The following is a 14,957-nucleotide window of genomic DNA, read 5'->3' as shown; positions in this document are numbered from 1 at the left end:
AGACCAATGAATTAAGTGCGAAAATAGACCTAATTAATATATATTTGTGGTTCAAAATTTATCTATGCAGTCACCAGCTATAGGGCAGCATAAGCAGCAGCTTACTTGTCCGAATCTACCTTTAGGAGTGTATCGAGAAGTAGCTGCTCATTTACGACAGGTACAAGGAATTGATACCAGTCTAATTCTTCGTTCGATCAAACATGATGAATCTGAAAAGTTTAATTATTACCAAAGCCAAGTTGCAGCTTTAGAAATTAAATACACAGATAAAACAGACGAGACTGCTCAAGAACAAGTCGAATCTATTTTAGAATATTATGCTCGACGCTACAACTCTTGGCAAGATTATCGAGTAAAAAACTGATAGCTGATGGCTGACAGCTAATAGCTATCAGAAATAGTCAATTCTCAACGTATTCCATTAAGCAGCATGACTTTGAGCCATTTTCTTAAGCTCGTCATTGGAGACACAACGACGCTCAGAACAATAAGCCATGAGGCTTACACCATTAAGCATTTGAATTGTGCTAACCCTAACTCTAAAATCATCAGTTAGAAACCAGCAGCGTTCTTGTCCTTGGTTATTGTCGTAATCGGTATTAATAGTTAAAATACCGTCTTCTCCAAACCAATAGCGACTAATTACTGGTAATCCATCAACATAACCTTTATCACGGATCAATTTGCCACTACGTCCCGTTTCATCATCAGGAACATCAATTAAAATGGCAGCATAGTTAGGATTGGGTTCTTTTTCTTCTAAGTTATCTTGCCAACTAAAGCTACCGCCACCCTTGGCTTTAGTTGGATCGATTCTTTGCACATCGCACACCTGTTTAACTTTAGGATCGTCAGGCTCAACCACCTTAATAATTAAGTTAGATTCTCCTGATTCATCCGCCACAATATCAAAATGATGCACGCTTCTCTCTGTATACCATTTGCCTTCACTCTTGCGAAAAAACTCCATCATGGTCATGGGTACAGTTAAACGCATATAAAAATTTGCTCCTCAAAATTCTCTTCCTAAAATAAGTTTAATATTTAGGAGGTCTATTTTGCTTAAAATGAAAAGCCTGAATATATGTTGATTTTGCCGATGAAGAATAGTTGATTTTAAGAATCAAATCGCATTAAAAAGTATACTTAAATCGTTGTTATTAAGATTCCCCTCAACACCTCCAAGACTGCGGAAAGCAAAATATTAATTTATAATTTTATTGTTTTTTAAGTATTTAGGATTTGAGAGCAAGATTACTATTATCAATGGGCAGACTAAATTATAAACCTTGAAATTAGTCACACGTATGCTTAAAAAAATACTATGCATTAAGAACTTAGGGCTATTTAGCAATGCTGAACGTACTTCACCTGATTTTGATAAAGCCACTTTGATTTATGCAGAAAACGGTCGCGGTAAATCAACATTGGCAAGCATACTGCGTTCTTGTGCGAAAGACGACACGGAATCGATTAGAAATCGGCAAACACTAGACAGTGGTAATTTGCCAGAAATAAAGCTCTTGTTCAAAAATGGGACTTCTCATAAACAAGCTAAGTTTGACGGGGAAAAGTGGTCTTGCTCCTACCCTGACATTATAGTTTTTGATACTGAATTTGTTGACAACAACGTATATCCTGGAACCTAAATTCAAACAAACCATAGACAAGGATTATTGGAATTTGCACTAGGTGAGGATGCCGTTCAATTGAAACAACAAGTTGATAGTTAAACACGCAAAGCATCTGAAAGTCAAAAAGAAGTGGTTAATGTCGAGAAAACATTAGCAGCCTATAGAAACGGAATGACACTGAAAGAATTTGCCAAGTTGCCGTTAAATTCAAACGTGGTTCAAAAAATCAATCGGGTCAATAATGACTACTCTAATTTTTCCACCTGTGATATTGATAAAGAGTGCGCATCCAACTATTACAGAGATCATAAAATGCTTCAGGATTTTATAGATGGTCAAGCAGTTAATGATTTACATTCAGTAGCCAAAGCTATTCGCTCATTACTCGAAGGATATTTACATCGTCGATTTCCAGGACACGTCAAACGATGCAAGCTTTTTGGGCAAATTATTGGAGATGTTAAATTAGCACAATTACCTAATCCGCTTTTTTACTTACAACCATTAGCAACAGAACTTGATGAAATAAATGACTATGCGGGTCAATTTCATCATAATACTGATGTTACTAGTAGTACAGCTTATATAAGCGATTCGGAACTACGCAATTATGCTCGGCGAACTCTTACTATTATTCATAAAGGTGAGCCATAAGTTACGATCACAAACCAAGAATATTTATAAACAAAGCTACCTATATTTATCGCTTCAATTTAAATGTCACAATATATAATATTCAAGCCGAGCAAACTTTTTTCTTAGCTGCAATGGCAATCAAAAGATCTTCCGACTCATCCAACTCAACCCCAAAACAGTCATTTCCACCCCGCAAACGCCAATCTGAACCAGAATTGATGTTGGCACAGGCAAACAATGAGGAAACGGAAAATACTGAAGATAAAATTCGTCCTCAGCGATTAGCAGACTATATAGGACAAAAGGATCTCAAGGGGATTCTTAATATTGCGATCGCAGCAGCCAAAGGTAGACAAGACTCTTTAGATCATCTGCTATTGTACGGTCCTCCAGGGTTAGGTAAAACCACCATCTCTTTGATCTTAGCCACAGAAATGAGAGTCAACTGCAAAATAACCTCCGCACCAGCCTTAGAACGTCCCAGAGATATTACAGGACTTTTAGTAAATCTTCAGCCAGGAGATATTTTGTTTATCGATGAAATTCATCGTTTAAATCGGATGACGGAAGAACTGCTCTATCCTGCTATGGAGGATTTTCGTCTGGATGTAACTATTGGTAAGGGACAGACTGCCAAAACCCGCAGTATTCCTTTATCTCCCTTTACTCTTGTGGGTGCAACCACCAAAGCTGGTTCTCTTTCTTCGCCGTTGCGCGATCGCTTTGGTATTATTCAAAGACTACGTTTTTATGAGCTAGATGAACTAACTTTGATTGTCAAACGCACCGCACAAATTATTAGTACGCCGATAACCGAGTCAGGGGCGATCGAAATTGCTCGTCGTTCTCGCGGAACACCTCGTATTGCCAATCGCCTCTTAAGAAGGGTTAGAGACTATGTGGAGGTGCAAAAAGCCGAAACCATTACCGCAGAATTAGCAGCTACGGCTATGGATCTGTTTGATGTGGATCGAGAAGGTTTAGATTGGACAGATCGCTTGGTATTAAACACTATTATCAAACAGTTTAATGGTGGACCTGTTGGCTTAGAAGCGATCGCTGCTGCTACAGGAGAAGATCGCAAAACTATTGAAGAGGTTTATGAGCCATACCTGTTGCAAAACGGTTATCTGAGTCGCACCCACCGAGGCAGAATGGTTACTGCTAAAGCCTACCAACATCTAGGATTTTCTAGCCATGATTCTGTTGACATTTTTTCAAAATAAAATCGAAGCTAAATAAAGCAAAACACTAATTTATTTGCAGGCTTGATTTAAATCTTTAAATCTGAGGAGATTTTTAGATAAGATAATAGGTATGAAGATCCAAGCCTTAAATATTCAGACTGGCGACCATATTATTGCCTACTTTAAAAACAAAATGCAGGTATGCACTGTTAAACATATCTCTATTTCAGATAAAACTAACATCAAGCTATCAGTATTTCTGGGCGATCGTTATCGCTATTCAAGTTCAGGTACGATTAATTTTGACTCAGAAGCTTTAGTCGATTTAGCTGATTAAATCTTATTTTTATCAATTAATACTTTGGTTTTAAATACTCTTCTTAAACAGTTTAATGCTGGTTTTGTTGGTTAGTTCTTGATTAACACTGTTAATCCGTGAGTTTTTCTTGAGAATCAGCAATCTCTCGATAGTGGCTGCATTTTTAATAGATATAGCAATACGTATAGTCATTCTAAATAGGAAACATATGGAATAATAGGATTGAGTTGAAAAATCAATCCTATTAGATGACTTATAGTGTAGATTTACGAAAACGAGTAGTTGACTTTGTAGCGACGGGAGGCTCAAAGGCAGAAGCATCAAGAAGATATGAGGTAAGTTTGTGGTGTGTGAATGATTGGTGTCAAAGAAAGAATTTAACTCCAACACCACAACTAGGAAGAAAGCGAAAACTAGATTGGAAAGCACTTATCCAACATATTCAAGAAAATCCAGACGCTCTTTTGAGAGAGCGGGCGCAACATTTTGGAGTCCATACGAGTGCGATTAGATCTGCTTAAAAACAAATGAAATTGACTCGTAAAAAAAACTCTGAAATATAGTGAACGTAAGCATGGTCAACGAATCGCTTTTCTGAGAAATTTGCGTGAGATTGTTGTTTTAGATGGTTCAAATAACTTAGTTTACTTGGATGAATCGGGCTTTGAAGAATATGTTTATCGCCCATATGGATGGTCAAAACGAGGACAAAAAACCTATGGCGAGCGCAATGGCAAAAGAGGAACGAGAACAAGCTTAATAGCAGGAAAAAGAGGCAAAGAATTATTAGCACCAGTTCTTTTTAAAGGAAGTACTAACGCTTTCTGGTTTAATCAGTGGCTTGAAGAGCATCTCATTCCCGAATTGAATCCGAACTCTACTCTTATTCTTGATAATGCAGCATTTCATCGGCAAAATGATGTATTTCGTATTGCCGAACAAGCGGGTCATAAAGTTTTGTTTTTACCGCCCTATTCAGCCGATTTTAATCGTATCGAACAAGACTTTGCCATCCTCAAAAAAAGACGTATTTATTCCGCTCCTGGTACTTCTTTGGATGACATCCTTAAATCATACGCAAATTATTTAGAATGACTATAAAACACTGTCTGCTAAACCATCAATATGAGCGTGCAATTTCCATAGTTGCAGAACTAGAAGAGATGGGCAGACAGGATAAAATCAACAATCTTGAATCTTTTCTAGTCATTTTATTAATTCATCTCATTAAAATCCAAGTAGAAAAAAGAGTTACTCGAAGCTGGCGTAGTTCAATTTTAAATAGTCTCAGAGAAATTCAAAAGCGCAATAAATTGGGTAAAAAATCTCAATATATCCAAAAAAACCAGTGGCTAGAACATTTTGACGCTACATATCCAGATGCCATTTTTCAAGCTGCTGATGAAGCTTGTGGAGAAATAGAAATCAAACAACTTAAATCATTGCTAGATTTAGCCAGATTACAAAGTATCACCTTAAAGCTGCTAAAGCTTACTTATAATTTAGATGCAGATAGTTTAGTTGAGTTTGTTAGCGATCGCTTTCCCGTTGGATATTTGTCAACAGAGATGTAATTTAATTAAATAACGTCGGTTCGCGTGGAAGAGTAGAGCTATTGCAAACAGAGGTAATTGAAAAACCGTTTTTCGATGATGAAATTTTAGGTTAGGAAAATCAACAAATCTTTCAAAGGCTTTTTGGTTATAGGTTATAGGTTATAGATTACAGGTTATAGGTTACAGCCCAACCATTTCATGTTCACAACCCGAAAGTAGCGTTAAATAGAATTGTCAACATGATCGGCAGAAAATTGTTGCGCTAAAAGCTTGGTTGCATCTTCACTTTTGAGAGGTTTAGCAAAAAAATATCCCTGACCATATTCGCAATTTAAAGCCTTAAGAATATGCTGATGATTTTCGGTTTCAATACCTTCGGCAATTACGTCCATGTCTAACTTTTGAGCTAAAGTAATAATAATATCGACGATCGCTTTATTTTTATCTGACTGTTCCATTTGACGCACAAAGGATTGATCGACCTTTATAGTATCCGCGCCAAACTGCTGTAGATAGCTTAAAGAAGAGTAACCAGTACCAAAGTCATCAATACTCAATTTAATGCCCAAGGCTTTTAGTTGGTGTAGCAATGCGATCGCTTTTTCTACATTGTCCATCATCGCACTTTCGGTAATTTCCAGTTTTAGAAATTGGGCATTAAGTTTGGTTTCAGCCAGTATTTGCTCTACCTGCTGAACTAAATCTGGTGAAAATTGATGACTAGAAAGATTAATACTGACAGTCAATCCTGGTTGTGGGGTAAACTGCTGATGCCACTGATACATTTGCTGACAGGCTGTGCGTAAAATCCAGTCTCCTAAAGGAATAATTAGTCCTGTTGCTTCGGCTAAGGGAACAAATTCTCCAGGAGAAACAAAGCCTCTGGTAGGCGAAATCCAGCGTACTAAAGCTTCAAATCCAGCAAGGCGATCTCTTTTGAGATTGATGATTGGCTGATAGTATAGTTCAAACTCCTGATTAGCGATCGCTTGCCTGAGATCGTTTTCCAACTGCCACTGAGCAACGGTTTCTGAGTGCATTTTGGGGGTAAAAATTGCCTACTGATTTTTACCAATAATTTGGGCGCGATCTTGTGCTATATTGCTGTTTCTCAGTAGCTCTTCTGCTTGAATTTTTTCTCCTGAATGATGAAAAGCAATACCCAGGTTAGTAGAGATAACAATTTCTTGTTGTATATTAAATACTTGAGCTAAATCTTTTTGGATTCGTTTAGCGATCGCGATCGCCTGCTCTCGATCTTTTAAGGTTAATAACGCCACGGCAAATGTAGCATTGGCGATCCTGGCTGGCTTATCTTGGGAGCGAATAGAGTTCTGAATGCGTTTTCCTGCCAAAATAATCAGGCGATCGCCTATTTGCTTGCCTAAGCTATCGTTAATGGTTTTAAAACGTTCAATATCAATCCATGTATAGCATTACGCATATACGTTAGGACATTTTTTGAAAGCTGTATCAACACATTCTCTAACAGTCTCAAATTCTTTAACTCTCTGCTTCATCCAAGTTTTGAGAACCGACCACCAACGCTCTATCTTGTTTAGATCGGCAGAATAAGAGGGCAAATACCAAATCTGGCACCCTGCTTCTTCTACTATTTCTTGAATACTTTGTCCTTTATGAAAAGTAGCATTATCAATAATAATGATATTTCCAGGTTGAAGTTGAGGAATCAAACTTTCTTTAAGCCATGTCTCAAATAAATCTCGATTACATGACCCTTCAAAAGTTAACGGAGCAAACACTTTTCCTTCTTTGAATGCAGCAATCCAACTTACTCTCTCATTTCTTTTACCAGATTTGAGTGCCTAACATCTTTCTCCTTTGGGGCTATAACCATAGGGATAATCGTCTCGGTTATCGAATCCTGCTTCATCCACATAAACTAGGTTATTTGCCTGTTGATGTTTTAGTTGCTCTTGAAATTCTTTTCTTTTCTCTTCATCTGTTTCTTGATACCCGTAAGTTTGTCTTGGTCAGCGTACATGCGGGCAAGCCCTTTGTCTTGCGCCTGTCGGCGACGCGGGGTCTGACCGCTTTTTTTCTGGTTATGCCTAACTTTTTAATTCCATCACTAATATTTTGCTGGGTAAGATTCTCTCCCCACAAATCTGCCATTTGCTGTTGTGTCTTATCTTTATGTTGTTTAACAAACTGTTTGAATCTCTCTAAATCCTGAATTTTTCGCTCTTCTCTGGTGGGACGCTCGGCGACCGCTTTAAAGTCTCCTGTTTCTTGTTCTCTTTTCAGCCATAGGTCTAAGGTGTTACGGCTTATTTTCATCAATCGACAAATAGTTCTCTTCTTTTCACCTCTAGAACAGGCATCTACGGCTTTTTTTCTTAAATCGTAGCTATAGGGAGCAGGCATTATTTTTCGGTTTTGGCGAGCGCTTTGATTTTAGCTAATTTTGTCCTAACCTAGCCACGTATTGCTATATAAAGTGTACCAAGCACTGACAGGCATTTATCAGAATTATGCACCTGAGTTAAATAAATACGAAACTTTGGCAAATTACCAAGGAAACCTGGGCAAAATGGGTCAGGAAGTAATCGATTCTGGCTATTTTAAAGATTTAACAGAAAAACATTTAATCAGCAAGGTTAACTACAGCATTGATGATTATCTAACTCTGTTAAGTACCCTCTCGCCGTATATTAGGTTGCAAAGAGAACACAGAGATGGTTTTTTTGCTGAGTTGAGACAGATTTTGCAACTCAACTTTGACAATCAGCTAGAGTTGACTTACCTTTCTATGATGCAGATGGCTCACAAAAGCTAAACCTGATTCATAAAGTACTTTAATTTATAAAAACGGATTGTAGGTGGGTAGAATAACGTGAAACTCAGTAGCTTCATTAATTTCATTGGGTTAGCGGTAGCGTAACCCAACTTACGACAAGCTAAAGGTTTTACAAGTTTTCTCAGTCACAGCTTACATCACTTTAAAGTATTCAATCCAAACAGAATTTAATATGACAAGTTTATTCTATTGCCGCCCTAATTTAGTTAGTTTTGAGAGTTACTAAGATTATTTGCAGGCATTGGCATCAATTTTAATTCTGCCTTAAGCTTTTTGTACTCCACTGCTAAAGCGAGAAAGTCTTCATAATGCTGTATTGCTAGCTCGAAAGCTTCTTCAGGATATTTATCTAAGTAGCGTTTGAGACGAATAACCTGTAACTCAGATTCAAGAGGAAGAGGAATCATAATTTTTTATTTTAAAGAACTTAGTGGTTAGAAAGATAATATTTGGTCTTGATGCCAAATGAATTCTTACCGATCAATCCTGACTTTGAGAATATAGACTGCTTTTCTATTTTGTTTGGGTATTACTAGTAATATGTCCCTTCACAAAATTTGTATCATCATACTTTAGTGGTAGTTGAGGTATTAGTTTGTCAGCAATAATTGAGGACTAATGCCTGATTGATTATTGCTGGCAAATGCTTTGCTTAGTCAGAAATTCTCAAAATCGACTTACTTTAAGCAGGTTTTAGATAATAGTAATGAGAATAAAACAATAAGTTAACGGTGAAAATACTTAATTAGATATTGAGCAAGGCTTAATTAGCAAGGCTTAATATTTTGTTTATATTTTTCTTCTAATCGCGATCGCAATTTTTTGACTGTAAAAGTTTTATTGGAGTAATACAACCTATCTGCTTTAAACTAAAAGTAACAACAAATACAGAAATAAAATCTCAATTCAAGAATTAATTGACAACAGAATACTAATATAACCACTATTAAATTTAGTTTTGTATCAGTTTTTACGTTACTAAAGACAATTAAATGGGAACAGTAAGTTCAAATAAAATACAACGTTCGCTTTTTAATTTAAAATTTATCGTGGTTCAAAACTGCTTAATCAAATACCTAGTTTTTTAAAACCAGTACCAATTAATTCTATATTTTGAACAGTTAACACACTACTAATTTCAGATCGGCAAACATTACATTACATTATGTCTAGCGATAGTAATTTGGAAATTATATTATCTAAGCTCGAAGAGGTGGTCGATTCTCACGGATTAAACTTTTCCCAAGCAACTAAAGAATCAGGAGAATATTTGTAATCTATTTAACATTTTAAAATAACAAACAGAACAATTAAGGCAGGCAATTGAACAACAGAAAAACATTGAAGTGATGGTGCAAGACAATTAGCAGCTGAATAGTTCATTTATTTTGCCTATTAAAATTGGCGATCGCCAATCTTAATAATGCCCTAATCTTACTCTTGCGCCTAAAATTGATAATTGCGAGACAAAACCGTTGCGGGGGTTCCCCCCGTTGCGAGAAAGGACGCTTCGTCCGCATCTGAGTCCGTTGCGCGGGTTCCCCGCGTTGAAGGAACTGTCGAGGGTGAGGTACTTGCGGGGGGAACCCCTTGGTTGTCGAGGGTGAGTAAAGCGCGAAAGTGCGGTCTTGGGGGTTTCCCCCATGAGCAACTTTCGTAAGAACTGTCGAGGTTGATAATTGATTTAAAGTTACCAGGGTAATTCACTACCATCCCAAGAAAAGAATTTACCACTATCTTTAATATTCGCTTGTTGAATTACTTTTGATAACAGGTTAACCGTATGTTCTACAGCAAAAAGTTTACCTGGAGGGACATTTTTTTGAAATGGCTGAGACAGTCTGGTATCAGTAGTACCTGGATGTAAAGCCAGAACGATAGTTTGAGGGCATCTACGACTGTACTCGATCGCCGTAGTTTTCAGAAACATATTTAATGCTGCTTTAGAGGCGCGGTAGCCATACCAACCTCCTAAGCGATTATCGCCAATACTGCCGACTTTGGCGGAAACACTGGCAAAAACACTGGGTTCGCCCTTCTTAAATAAAGGCATTAAATGTTTAGCTAGCAATACCGCCCCAATACTATTAACCTGAAAAGAATAAAGCAAATTCTCAGGGTCGATTTGTCTTAGGCTTTTTTCTGGGGTTAAATCTTCTTCATGGAGTACTCCAACACAGTAAATAGCTAAATGTAGTCGTTTACTAGATTCTTTTATGTGTGCTGCTGCTGCTGCAATATCTGATTCTATAGTGACATCAACCTGTAAACATTCTAGGCGATCGCCAAACTCTATTTTCAATGCCAATAATTCGTTAGCAGTTTCTTTTTGTCGATAAGTGGCGTAAATCTTAGCAATATTCTCTTGCTGCAACAAATACTGAACAAATCCTAAACCGATACCCTGACTTGCTCCTACTATCAAAGCATTGCCTTGATTAATTCCTGTTAGCACTATGATTAAGCTTATGTTTTGCTTAATCATAGTGCAATATTATAGATATAGATTGTAAGCAACAACGACATCATGGTGACTTTAGCAAAATGGTCGATCGCTGATTATCATAAAATGATTGAAGCTGGGATTTTAGGCGATCGCCATATTCAATTAATTGATGGGGAATTAGTAGAGATGAGTCCTGAAGGTGCGATTCATGCTGCTGGGGAGCGGAACTATAGCTGATTACCTGCGTCAAGTGCTTGTGGGTAAAGCCTGGATTCGAGAGGCACATCCGATTATTCTCTCCAACTCCGAACCCGAACCAGATATCGCTATCGTCAAACTACCTAGAAGCAAATACTTTCAGAATCATCCTACTCCTCAAGATATTTTTTGGTTAATAGAAATTGCTGATACAACTTTAGCTTATGATTTGAGCAAAAAGAAAGAGATTTATGCTCTAGAAAATATTCAGGAATATTGGGTGTTAAATATCAAAAAGCAAGAGTTGACTGTTTTTACTCAGCCTGAAAACGGTACTTATCATGTTCAATTAAAGTTATCAGCAGGAATAGTCAAACCAATTGCTTTTCAAGATCTCGAAATATCAGTGGCAAAATTATTTGAAAAGTAAATTTTTGCTTGATAAAAAAGAAAGATTACAGTCGCGCTTTGTTAATTTTTATGTAATTCTAGGCTAAAAGGCTAAAATTCGCGAGTTTTAAGCCCATTGGCTAAAAATTAGTGTAAGGATACTAAATAGAATTATGTCTTATCATTTGGCATCTATTATTTATCATTGGTCATTTGCCTTGAAACCAAAAGTGCTTCGATGCTCAGTGCTTCGATGTTTAGAATATGATTCCGTTGCAGCTAACCTTAAAAAACTTTCTGAGTTACCGAGATGCTTCTTTAGACTTTAGAGGCTTACATACTGCCTGTATTTGTGGTGCCAATGGTGCAGGAAAATCATCACTTTTAGAAGCAATCACCTGGGTAATTTGGGGTAAAAGCCGTACAGGAACAGAAGATGATGTAATTCATAGCGGTGGTAATAATGTCCGCGTTGATTTTGATTTTAGCTGCAACAAGCAAACTTATCGGGTGATTAGATCTCGTACTAGAGGCAAAAGCAGTTCGTTGGAATTTCAGGTAGAAACAAAGGCTGGTAATTTTCGCACTCTGACAGCAAAAGGGTTACGAGCTACCCAAGATGAAATTATTTCCTGTTTGAAATTAGATTATGATACCTTTACCAACTCTGCATACTTGCGTCAGGGAAGAGCAGATGAGTTTATGTTGCGTCGTCCCAATGAGCGTAAACAAATACTAGCAGATTTGTTAAAGCTAGACCGCTATGAAGAGCTAGCGGTAAAAGCTAAAGATACGGCAAAAGAATATAAAGGCAAGATAGAACAGCTAAAGCAAAGTCTAGAGCCGATAGTGGAAAAATTAGCCCAAAGAAAAGAGATTGTTGATGATTTGAGTCAGTTAAAGCAAGAATTAACTCAATTACAAGCTATTCAAGATAGCGATCGCACTAAGCTTGAGCAATTTAAGGCAGTCGAATATCAGCGACTCAATTGGGAAAAACAACTAGCCTTTCAACAAACCCAGTATCAAAATTTAACCCAAGATTGCGATCGCGCTACTAAAGATATTAACGCTCTTCAAGGACAATTAGCATCTCTAGATAGCTTAATTAAACAAGAAGCGGAAATAACTACAGGTTACAATCAGCTATTAAGCTGGCAAAATCAAGAAAATGAACTGTCGGGTAAGTTTGCCATTCACCAAGAAACTCAACAGCAAAAACAACAGCAAGAAAAGCAGTTGGAAAAGCAAAAAAACCAGTTAAATCTACAAATCAATCAGATTCAAACTCGCATTGAAAGTATTGAACAACAAGAACAGGAAATAACCAAAGTTCTGACTAAAACTCAAGACGTAGAATCGGCGTTAATCAAGCTAGAAGCAAGCCGTAAACAGCTAGCAGAACTAGACCAAATTCAGCAGTATATTTCTCCTTTAATTAAGCAAAAAAACGACTTACAGACACAAATAAACCGCGAGGAAGCCAAACTCTCAGCCAAGCTAGAACAAATCCAGTATTCTACCCAAAAGCTGACGTTAGATATTGAACAAGTGCCTGAAAAGCGCAATCAGCTATTGACTGTTGATGCTCAAATTGAGGAATTAAATAAAAAACGCATATATCAGAATAGAGTCAAAGAAAAAGGCACAGAGAGAAGAGAGTTTCAGACTAAATTACAGGAAAATCAACGCATTTATGAAAGACAGCTACATGAGCTTCAGCAAAAAATACAGATGCTGGCTAACCCAGATGCCACCTGCCCTTTGTGCGATCGCGAATTAGATGAACATCATCTGCATCAGGTAGTCGGCAAAACCCAAAAGCAACAGCAAGAGATCAAAGAACAAATCTGGGTAATTAGAGAACAGCTATCCACTTGCGATCGTGAAATACAGTTGTTAATTCAAGAATATCATGAGATAGATCGCCAGATTTCTCCTTACGATTCTTTACAACAGCAATATGGACAGCTAGAAGCTCAACTAGAAGCCATAGAAGCAATTTATGAACAGCTACAGACTATTCAAGAAGAACAACAAAATCTGGAAGCATCTCTCAAAAACGGTTACTATGCCGTAGAGTTGAAGACGGAAATTCAGCAGGTAGACCAAAAGCTGGAAACTCTTAGTTACGACGAAAAAACCCATGCTCTTGTTCGAGGAGAAGTAAATAGCTTACGTTGGGCAGAAATAAAACAGGCAAAAATTGAAGATGCAAAAAAACGTCAAGGAAAATTAGACGCACAAAAACCCCAGCTACTCAAAGAACTCAGCGATCTTCAAACCACCCTAGAAAAACTGTACGTCAATTCCGATATCCAGCAGCAAATTAATTCTCTAGAGCAACAGATCCAAGAATTAGGATACGATCGCCATACTCACCAAAACTTATTAACTTCCCTCAGACAGTCTCAATCTTGGCAGCTAAAACACCAAGAACTACTCAAAGCACAGCAGGATTATCCTCAACTGCAAAGCAAGCTAGCTGAACTAGAACAGCTATTACGACAAAGGCTAGAGAGTAAGCAAAGTAGCCAATCACAACTAGAATATCATCTGGCTCAAAAAGAAAACATTGCCGATAAGCGTCAGGAAATACAGGCTTTAGATCTACAAATTTATCAACGCCGTCAACAGCTAGATGAACTAATTTCTCGTAGCGGTAGACTACAACAATCTTTAACTCAGCTAGACAATTTACAAGTCCAACATCAAGATGCAGAAAAACAACTCAAAGAAAACGAAAAACAATATCGCATCTATCAAGAATTGACTCAAGCTTTTGGTAAAAACGGAATTCAGGCATTAACCATTGAAAACATCTTGCCCCAGCTAGAAGCCGAAGCCAACCAAATTTTAGCCAGATTAACGGGTAACCAATTTCATGTCCAGTTTCTGACTCAACGAGCTAGCAAAGGAACATCTAAGAAAAAAACTAAGCTGATTGATACCTTGGATATTTTGATCGCCGATGCCAGTGGCACTCGTGCCTATGAAACCTATTCTGGCGGGGAGGCATTTCGGATTAACTTTTCTATTCGCTTAGCCCTAGCCAAACTGCTGGCTCAACGCTCAGGCACATCTCTACAAATGCTGATTGTAGATGAAGGTTTTGGCACACAGGATGCTGAAGGCTGTAGCCGACTAGTAGGGGCAATAAATGCGATCGCCTCAGATTTTGCCTGTATCCTAACCGTAACTCATATGCCCCAGTTTAAAGAGGCATTTCAAACCAGGATTGAAGTCTACAAAGGAGATAAAGGTTCAACTTTACAGGTATCAAACTAATTTTCTTTAGTTGTGAACTCACTCTAATTTAAACAATTCCTTTAACTTTTACGGCGATCGCTTTTAACTTTTTTTCAAAAATAGGGAATCAATTAACTTTGACACTCGTTGCTCGATCTCATCCCTAACGCGATGAAAAGTCTCTATAGGTTGTCCATCAGGATCGTCCAAATCCCAGTCCTCAAAAATTTCTTGGGTTATCCACTCAGAAGGTAAGGTTGTGCCACAGCCACACATGGAAATTACCGCATTATAATCGACTGCATTAAAATTACTCAAAGCATTAGAAGTCTGATCGCTGATATCGATCCCTACTTTAGACATCACCCCAATAGCAGTGGGATGAACTCGACTAGCTTCTAAACCCGAAGAAGCAACTTCTACTTTTCCCTTGCCTAAAATTTTGGCAAATCCTTCTGCCATTTGCGATCTACAGGAATTGCGACGGCAGACAAACATTATTTTCTTCATTGATTTTA

General features: G+C 37.6%; 16 protein-coding genes and 2 pseudogenes. 11 read left to right on the top strand and 7 right to left on the bottom strand.

The window, feature by feature from the left end:
* Positions 1-64: 64 nt before the first annotated feature.
* Entirely contained in the window at positions 65-367 is a 303-nt protein-coding gene (locus SLP02_RS02820) for a hypothetical protein (RefSeq protein WP_319419133.1), read from the top strand.
* 57 nt (positions 368-424) lie between these two features.
* Here the strand turns inward: SLP02_RS02820 and SLP02_RS02815 are convergent, their stop codons facing one another.
* A complete protein-coding gene (locus SLP02_RS02815; RefSeq protein ID WP_319419132.1) occupies positions 425-1,000 on the bottom strand; it encodes a phycobiliprotein lyase in 576 nt (191 codons plus the stop codon).
* A gap of 292 nt (positions 1,001-1,292) precedes the next feature.
* On the opposite strand from SLP02_RS02815, the gene SLP02_RS02810 reads away from it, so the two are divergent.
* The 6 genes and pseudogenes from SLP02_RS02810 to SLP02_RS02780 all read left to right on the top strand — a co-directional run bounded on the left by SLP02_RS02810 (position 1,293) and on the right by SLP02_RS02780 (position 5,353).
* Entirely contained in the window at positions 1,293-1,652 is a 360-nt protein-coding gene (locus tag SLP02_RS02810) for an AAA family ATPase (protein WP_319419131.1), read from the top strand.
* A 156-nt stretch (positions 1,653-1,808) separates the two neighbouring features.
* Positions 1,809-2,291, top strand: coding sequence for a hypothetical protein (locus SLP02_RS02805; RefSeq protein ID WP_319419130.1), 483 nt, complete (start codon positions 1,809-1,811; stop codon positions 2,289-2,291).
* Between the two features lie 200 nt (positions 2,292-2,491).
* A complete protein-coding gene (ruvB, locus tag SLP02_RS02800; protein WP_413467312.1) occupies positions 2,492-3,499 on the top strand; it encodes a Holliday junction branch migration DNA helicase RuvB in 1,008 nt (335 codons plus the stop codon).
* 91 nt (positions 3,500-3,590) lie between these two features.
* Positions 3,591-3,797: a hypothetical protein gene (locus tag SLP02_RS02795; protein WP_319419128.1), complete on the top strand. Its 207-nt coding sequence runs from the start codon at positions 3,591-3,593 to the stop codon at positions 3,795-3,797.
* Positions 3,798-4,027: 230 nt separating this feature from the next.
* Positions 4,028-4,874: pseudogene (locus tag SLP02_RS26440) on the top strand (IS630 family transposase).
* A complete protein-coding gene (locus SLP02_RS02780) occupies positions 4,871-5,353 on the top strand; it encodes a DUF29 family protein (protein ID WP_319419125.1) in 483 nt (160 codons plus the stop codon). Before SLP02_RS26440 ends, SLP02_RS02780 begins: the two are co-directional and overlap by 4 nt.
* A gap of 203 nt (positions 5,354-5,556) precedes the next feature.
* Here SLP02_RS02780 and SLP02_RS02775 read toward each other — a convergent pair whose 3' ends face one another.
* The 3 genes and pseudogenes from SLP02_RS02775 to SLP02_RS02765 form a co-directional block, all read right to left on the bottom strand.
* A complete protein-coding gene (locus SLP02_RS02775; protein ID WP_319419124.1) occupies positions 5,557-6,375 on the bottom strand; it encodes a putative bifunctional diguanylate cyclase/phosphodiesterase in 819 nt (272 codons plus the stop codon).
* A gap of 18 nt (positions 6,376-6,393) precedes the next feature.
* The gene (locus SLP02_RS02770) at positions 6,394-6,753 is read right to left on the bottom strand and encodes a GGDEF domain-containing protein (protein ID WP_319423644.1); all 360 of its coding nucleotides are present in this window, start codon (positions 6,751-6,753) and stop codon (positions 6,394-6,396) included.
* Between the two features lie 18 nt (positions 6,754-6,771).
* Positions 6,772-7,723 (bottom strand): annotated as a pseudogene (locus SLP02_RS02765) (IS630 family transposase).
* Between the two features lie 73 nt (positions 7,724-7,796).
* On the opposite strand from SLP02_RS02765, the gene SLP02_RS02760 reads away from it, so the two are divergent.
* Positions 7,797-8,135: a hypothetical protein gene (locus SLP02_RS02760; protein WP_319419123.1), complete on the top strand. Its 339-nt coding sequence runs from the start codon at positions 7,797-7,799 to the stop codon at positions 8,133-8,135.
* Positions 8,136-8,362: 227 nt separating this feature from the next.
* On the opposite strand, the gene SLP02_RS02755 is transcribed toward SLP02_RS02760, so the two are convergent.
* Together SLP02_RS02755 and SLP02_RS02750 are read right to left on the bottom strand one after the other, a co-directional pair.
* Complete coding sequence (locus tag SLP02_RS02755; protein ID WP_319419122.1) at positions 8,363-8,563, bottom strand: hypothetical protein; 201 nt, start codon at positions 8,561-8,563, stop codon at positions 8,363-8,365.
* 1,283 nt (positions 8,564-9,846) lie between these two features.
* A complete protein-coding gene (locus SLP02_RS02750) occupies positions 9,847-10,641 on the bottom strand; it encodes an SDR family NAD(P)-dependent oxidoreductase (RefSeq protein WP_319419121.1) in 795 nt (264 codons plus the stop codon).
* Between the two features lie 42 nt (positions 10,642-10,683).
* Between SLP02_RS02750 and SLP02_RS02745 the strand changes: the two genes are divergently transcribed.
* The 3 genes from SLP02_RS02745 to sbcC all read left to right on the top strand — a co-directional run bounded on the left by SLP02_RS02745 (position 10,684) and on the right by sbcC (position 14,478).
* Positions 10,684-10,839 (top strand): peptidylprolyl isomerase, encoded by a 156-nt coding sequence (locus tag SLP02_RS02745; RefSeq protein WP_319419120.1) that lies wholly within the window; start codon positions 10,684-10,686, stop codon positions 10,837-10,839.
* Positions 10,811-11,230: a Uma2 family endonuclease gene (locus SLP02_RS02740; RefSeq protein ID WP_319419119.1), complete on the top strand. Its 420-nt coding sequence runs from the start codon at positions 10,811-10,813 to the stop codon at positions 11,228-11,230. Before SLP02_RS02745 ends, SLP02_RS02740 begins: the two co-directional genes overlap by 29 nt.
* Before the next feature lie 224 nt (positions 11,231-11,454).
* Complete coding sequence (sbcC, locus tag SLP02_RS02735; protein WP_319419118.1) at positions 11,455-14,478, top strand: exonuclease subunit SbcC; 3,024 nt, start codon at positions 11,455-11,457, stop codon at positions 14,476-14,478.
* A 63-nt stretch (positions 14,479-14,541) separates the two neighbouring features.
* On the opposite strand, the gene arsC is transcribed toward sbcC, so the two are convergent.
* The gene (gene arsC / locus SLP02_RS02730; RefSeq protein ID WP_319419117.1) at positions 14,542-14,949 is read right to left on the bottom strand and encodes an arsenate reductase, glutathione/glutaredoxin type; all 408 of its coding nucleotides are present in this window, start codon (positions 14,947-14,949) and stop codon (positions 14,542-14,544) included.
* Positions 14,950-14,957: the final 8 nt, after the last annotated feature.

The sequence above is a fragment of the Pleurocapsa sp. FMAR1 genome, assembly GCF_963665995.1.
Lineage (GTDB): Bacteria > Cyanobacteriota > Cyanobacteriia > Cyanobacteriales > Xenococcaceae > Waterburya.
This window is presented reverse-complemented; position numbering and strand designations above follow the sequence as displayed.

Coding starts and splice junctions, on each gene's coding strand:
- SLP02_RS02820 (WP_319419133.1), top strand. CDS start 65: ATGCAGTCACCAGCTATAGGGCAGCATAAGCAGCAGCTTACTTGTCCG.
- SLP02_RS02815 (WP_319419132.1), bottom strand. CDS start 1,000: ATGCGTTTAACTGTACCCATGACCATGATGGAGTTTTTTCGCAAGAGT.
- SLP02_RS02805 (WP_319419130.1), top strand. CDS start 1,809: ATGACACTGAAAGAATTTGCCAAGTTGCCGTTAAATTCAAACGTGGTT.
- ruvB (WP_413467312.1), top strand. CDS start 2,492: ATGTTGGCACAGGCAAACAATGAGGAAACGGAAAATACTGAAGATAAA.
- SLP02_RS02795 (WP_319419128.1), top strand. CDS start 3,591: ATGAAGATCCAAGCCTTAAATATTCAGACTGGCGACCATATTATTGCC.
- SLP02_RS02780 (WP_319419125.1), top strand. CDS start 4,871: ATGACTATAAAACACTGTCTGCTAAACCATCAATATGAGCGTGCAATT.
- SLP02_RS02775 (WP_319419124.1), bottom strand. CDS start 6,375: ATGCACTCAGAAACCGTTGCTCAGTGGCAGTTGGAAAACGATCTCAGG.
- SLP02_RS02755 (WP_319419122.1), bottom strand. CDS start 8,563: ATGATTCCTCTTCCTCTTGAATCTGAGTTACAGGTTATTCGTCTCAAA.
- SLP02_RS02750 (WP_319419121.1), bottom strand. CDS start 10,641: ATGATTAAGCAAAACATAAGCTTAATCATAGTGCTAACAGGAATTAAT.
- SLP02_RS02745 (WP_319419120.1), top strand. CDS start 10,684: ATGGTGACTTTAGCAAAATGGTCGATCGCTGATTATCATAAAATGATT.
- SLP02_RS02740 (WP_319419119.1), top strand. CDS start 10,811: ATGCTGCTGGGGAGCGGAACTATAGCTGATTACCTGCGTCAAGTGCTT.
- sbcC (WP_319419118.1), top strand. CDS start 11,455: ATGATTCCGTTGCAGCTAACCTTAAAAAACTTTCTGAGTTACCGAGAT.
- arsC (WP_319419117.1), bottom strand. CDS start 14,949: ATGAAGAAAATAATGTTTGTCTGCCGTCGCAATTCCTGTAGATCGCAA.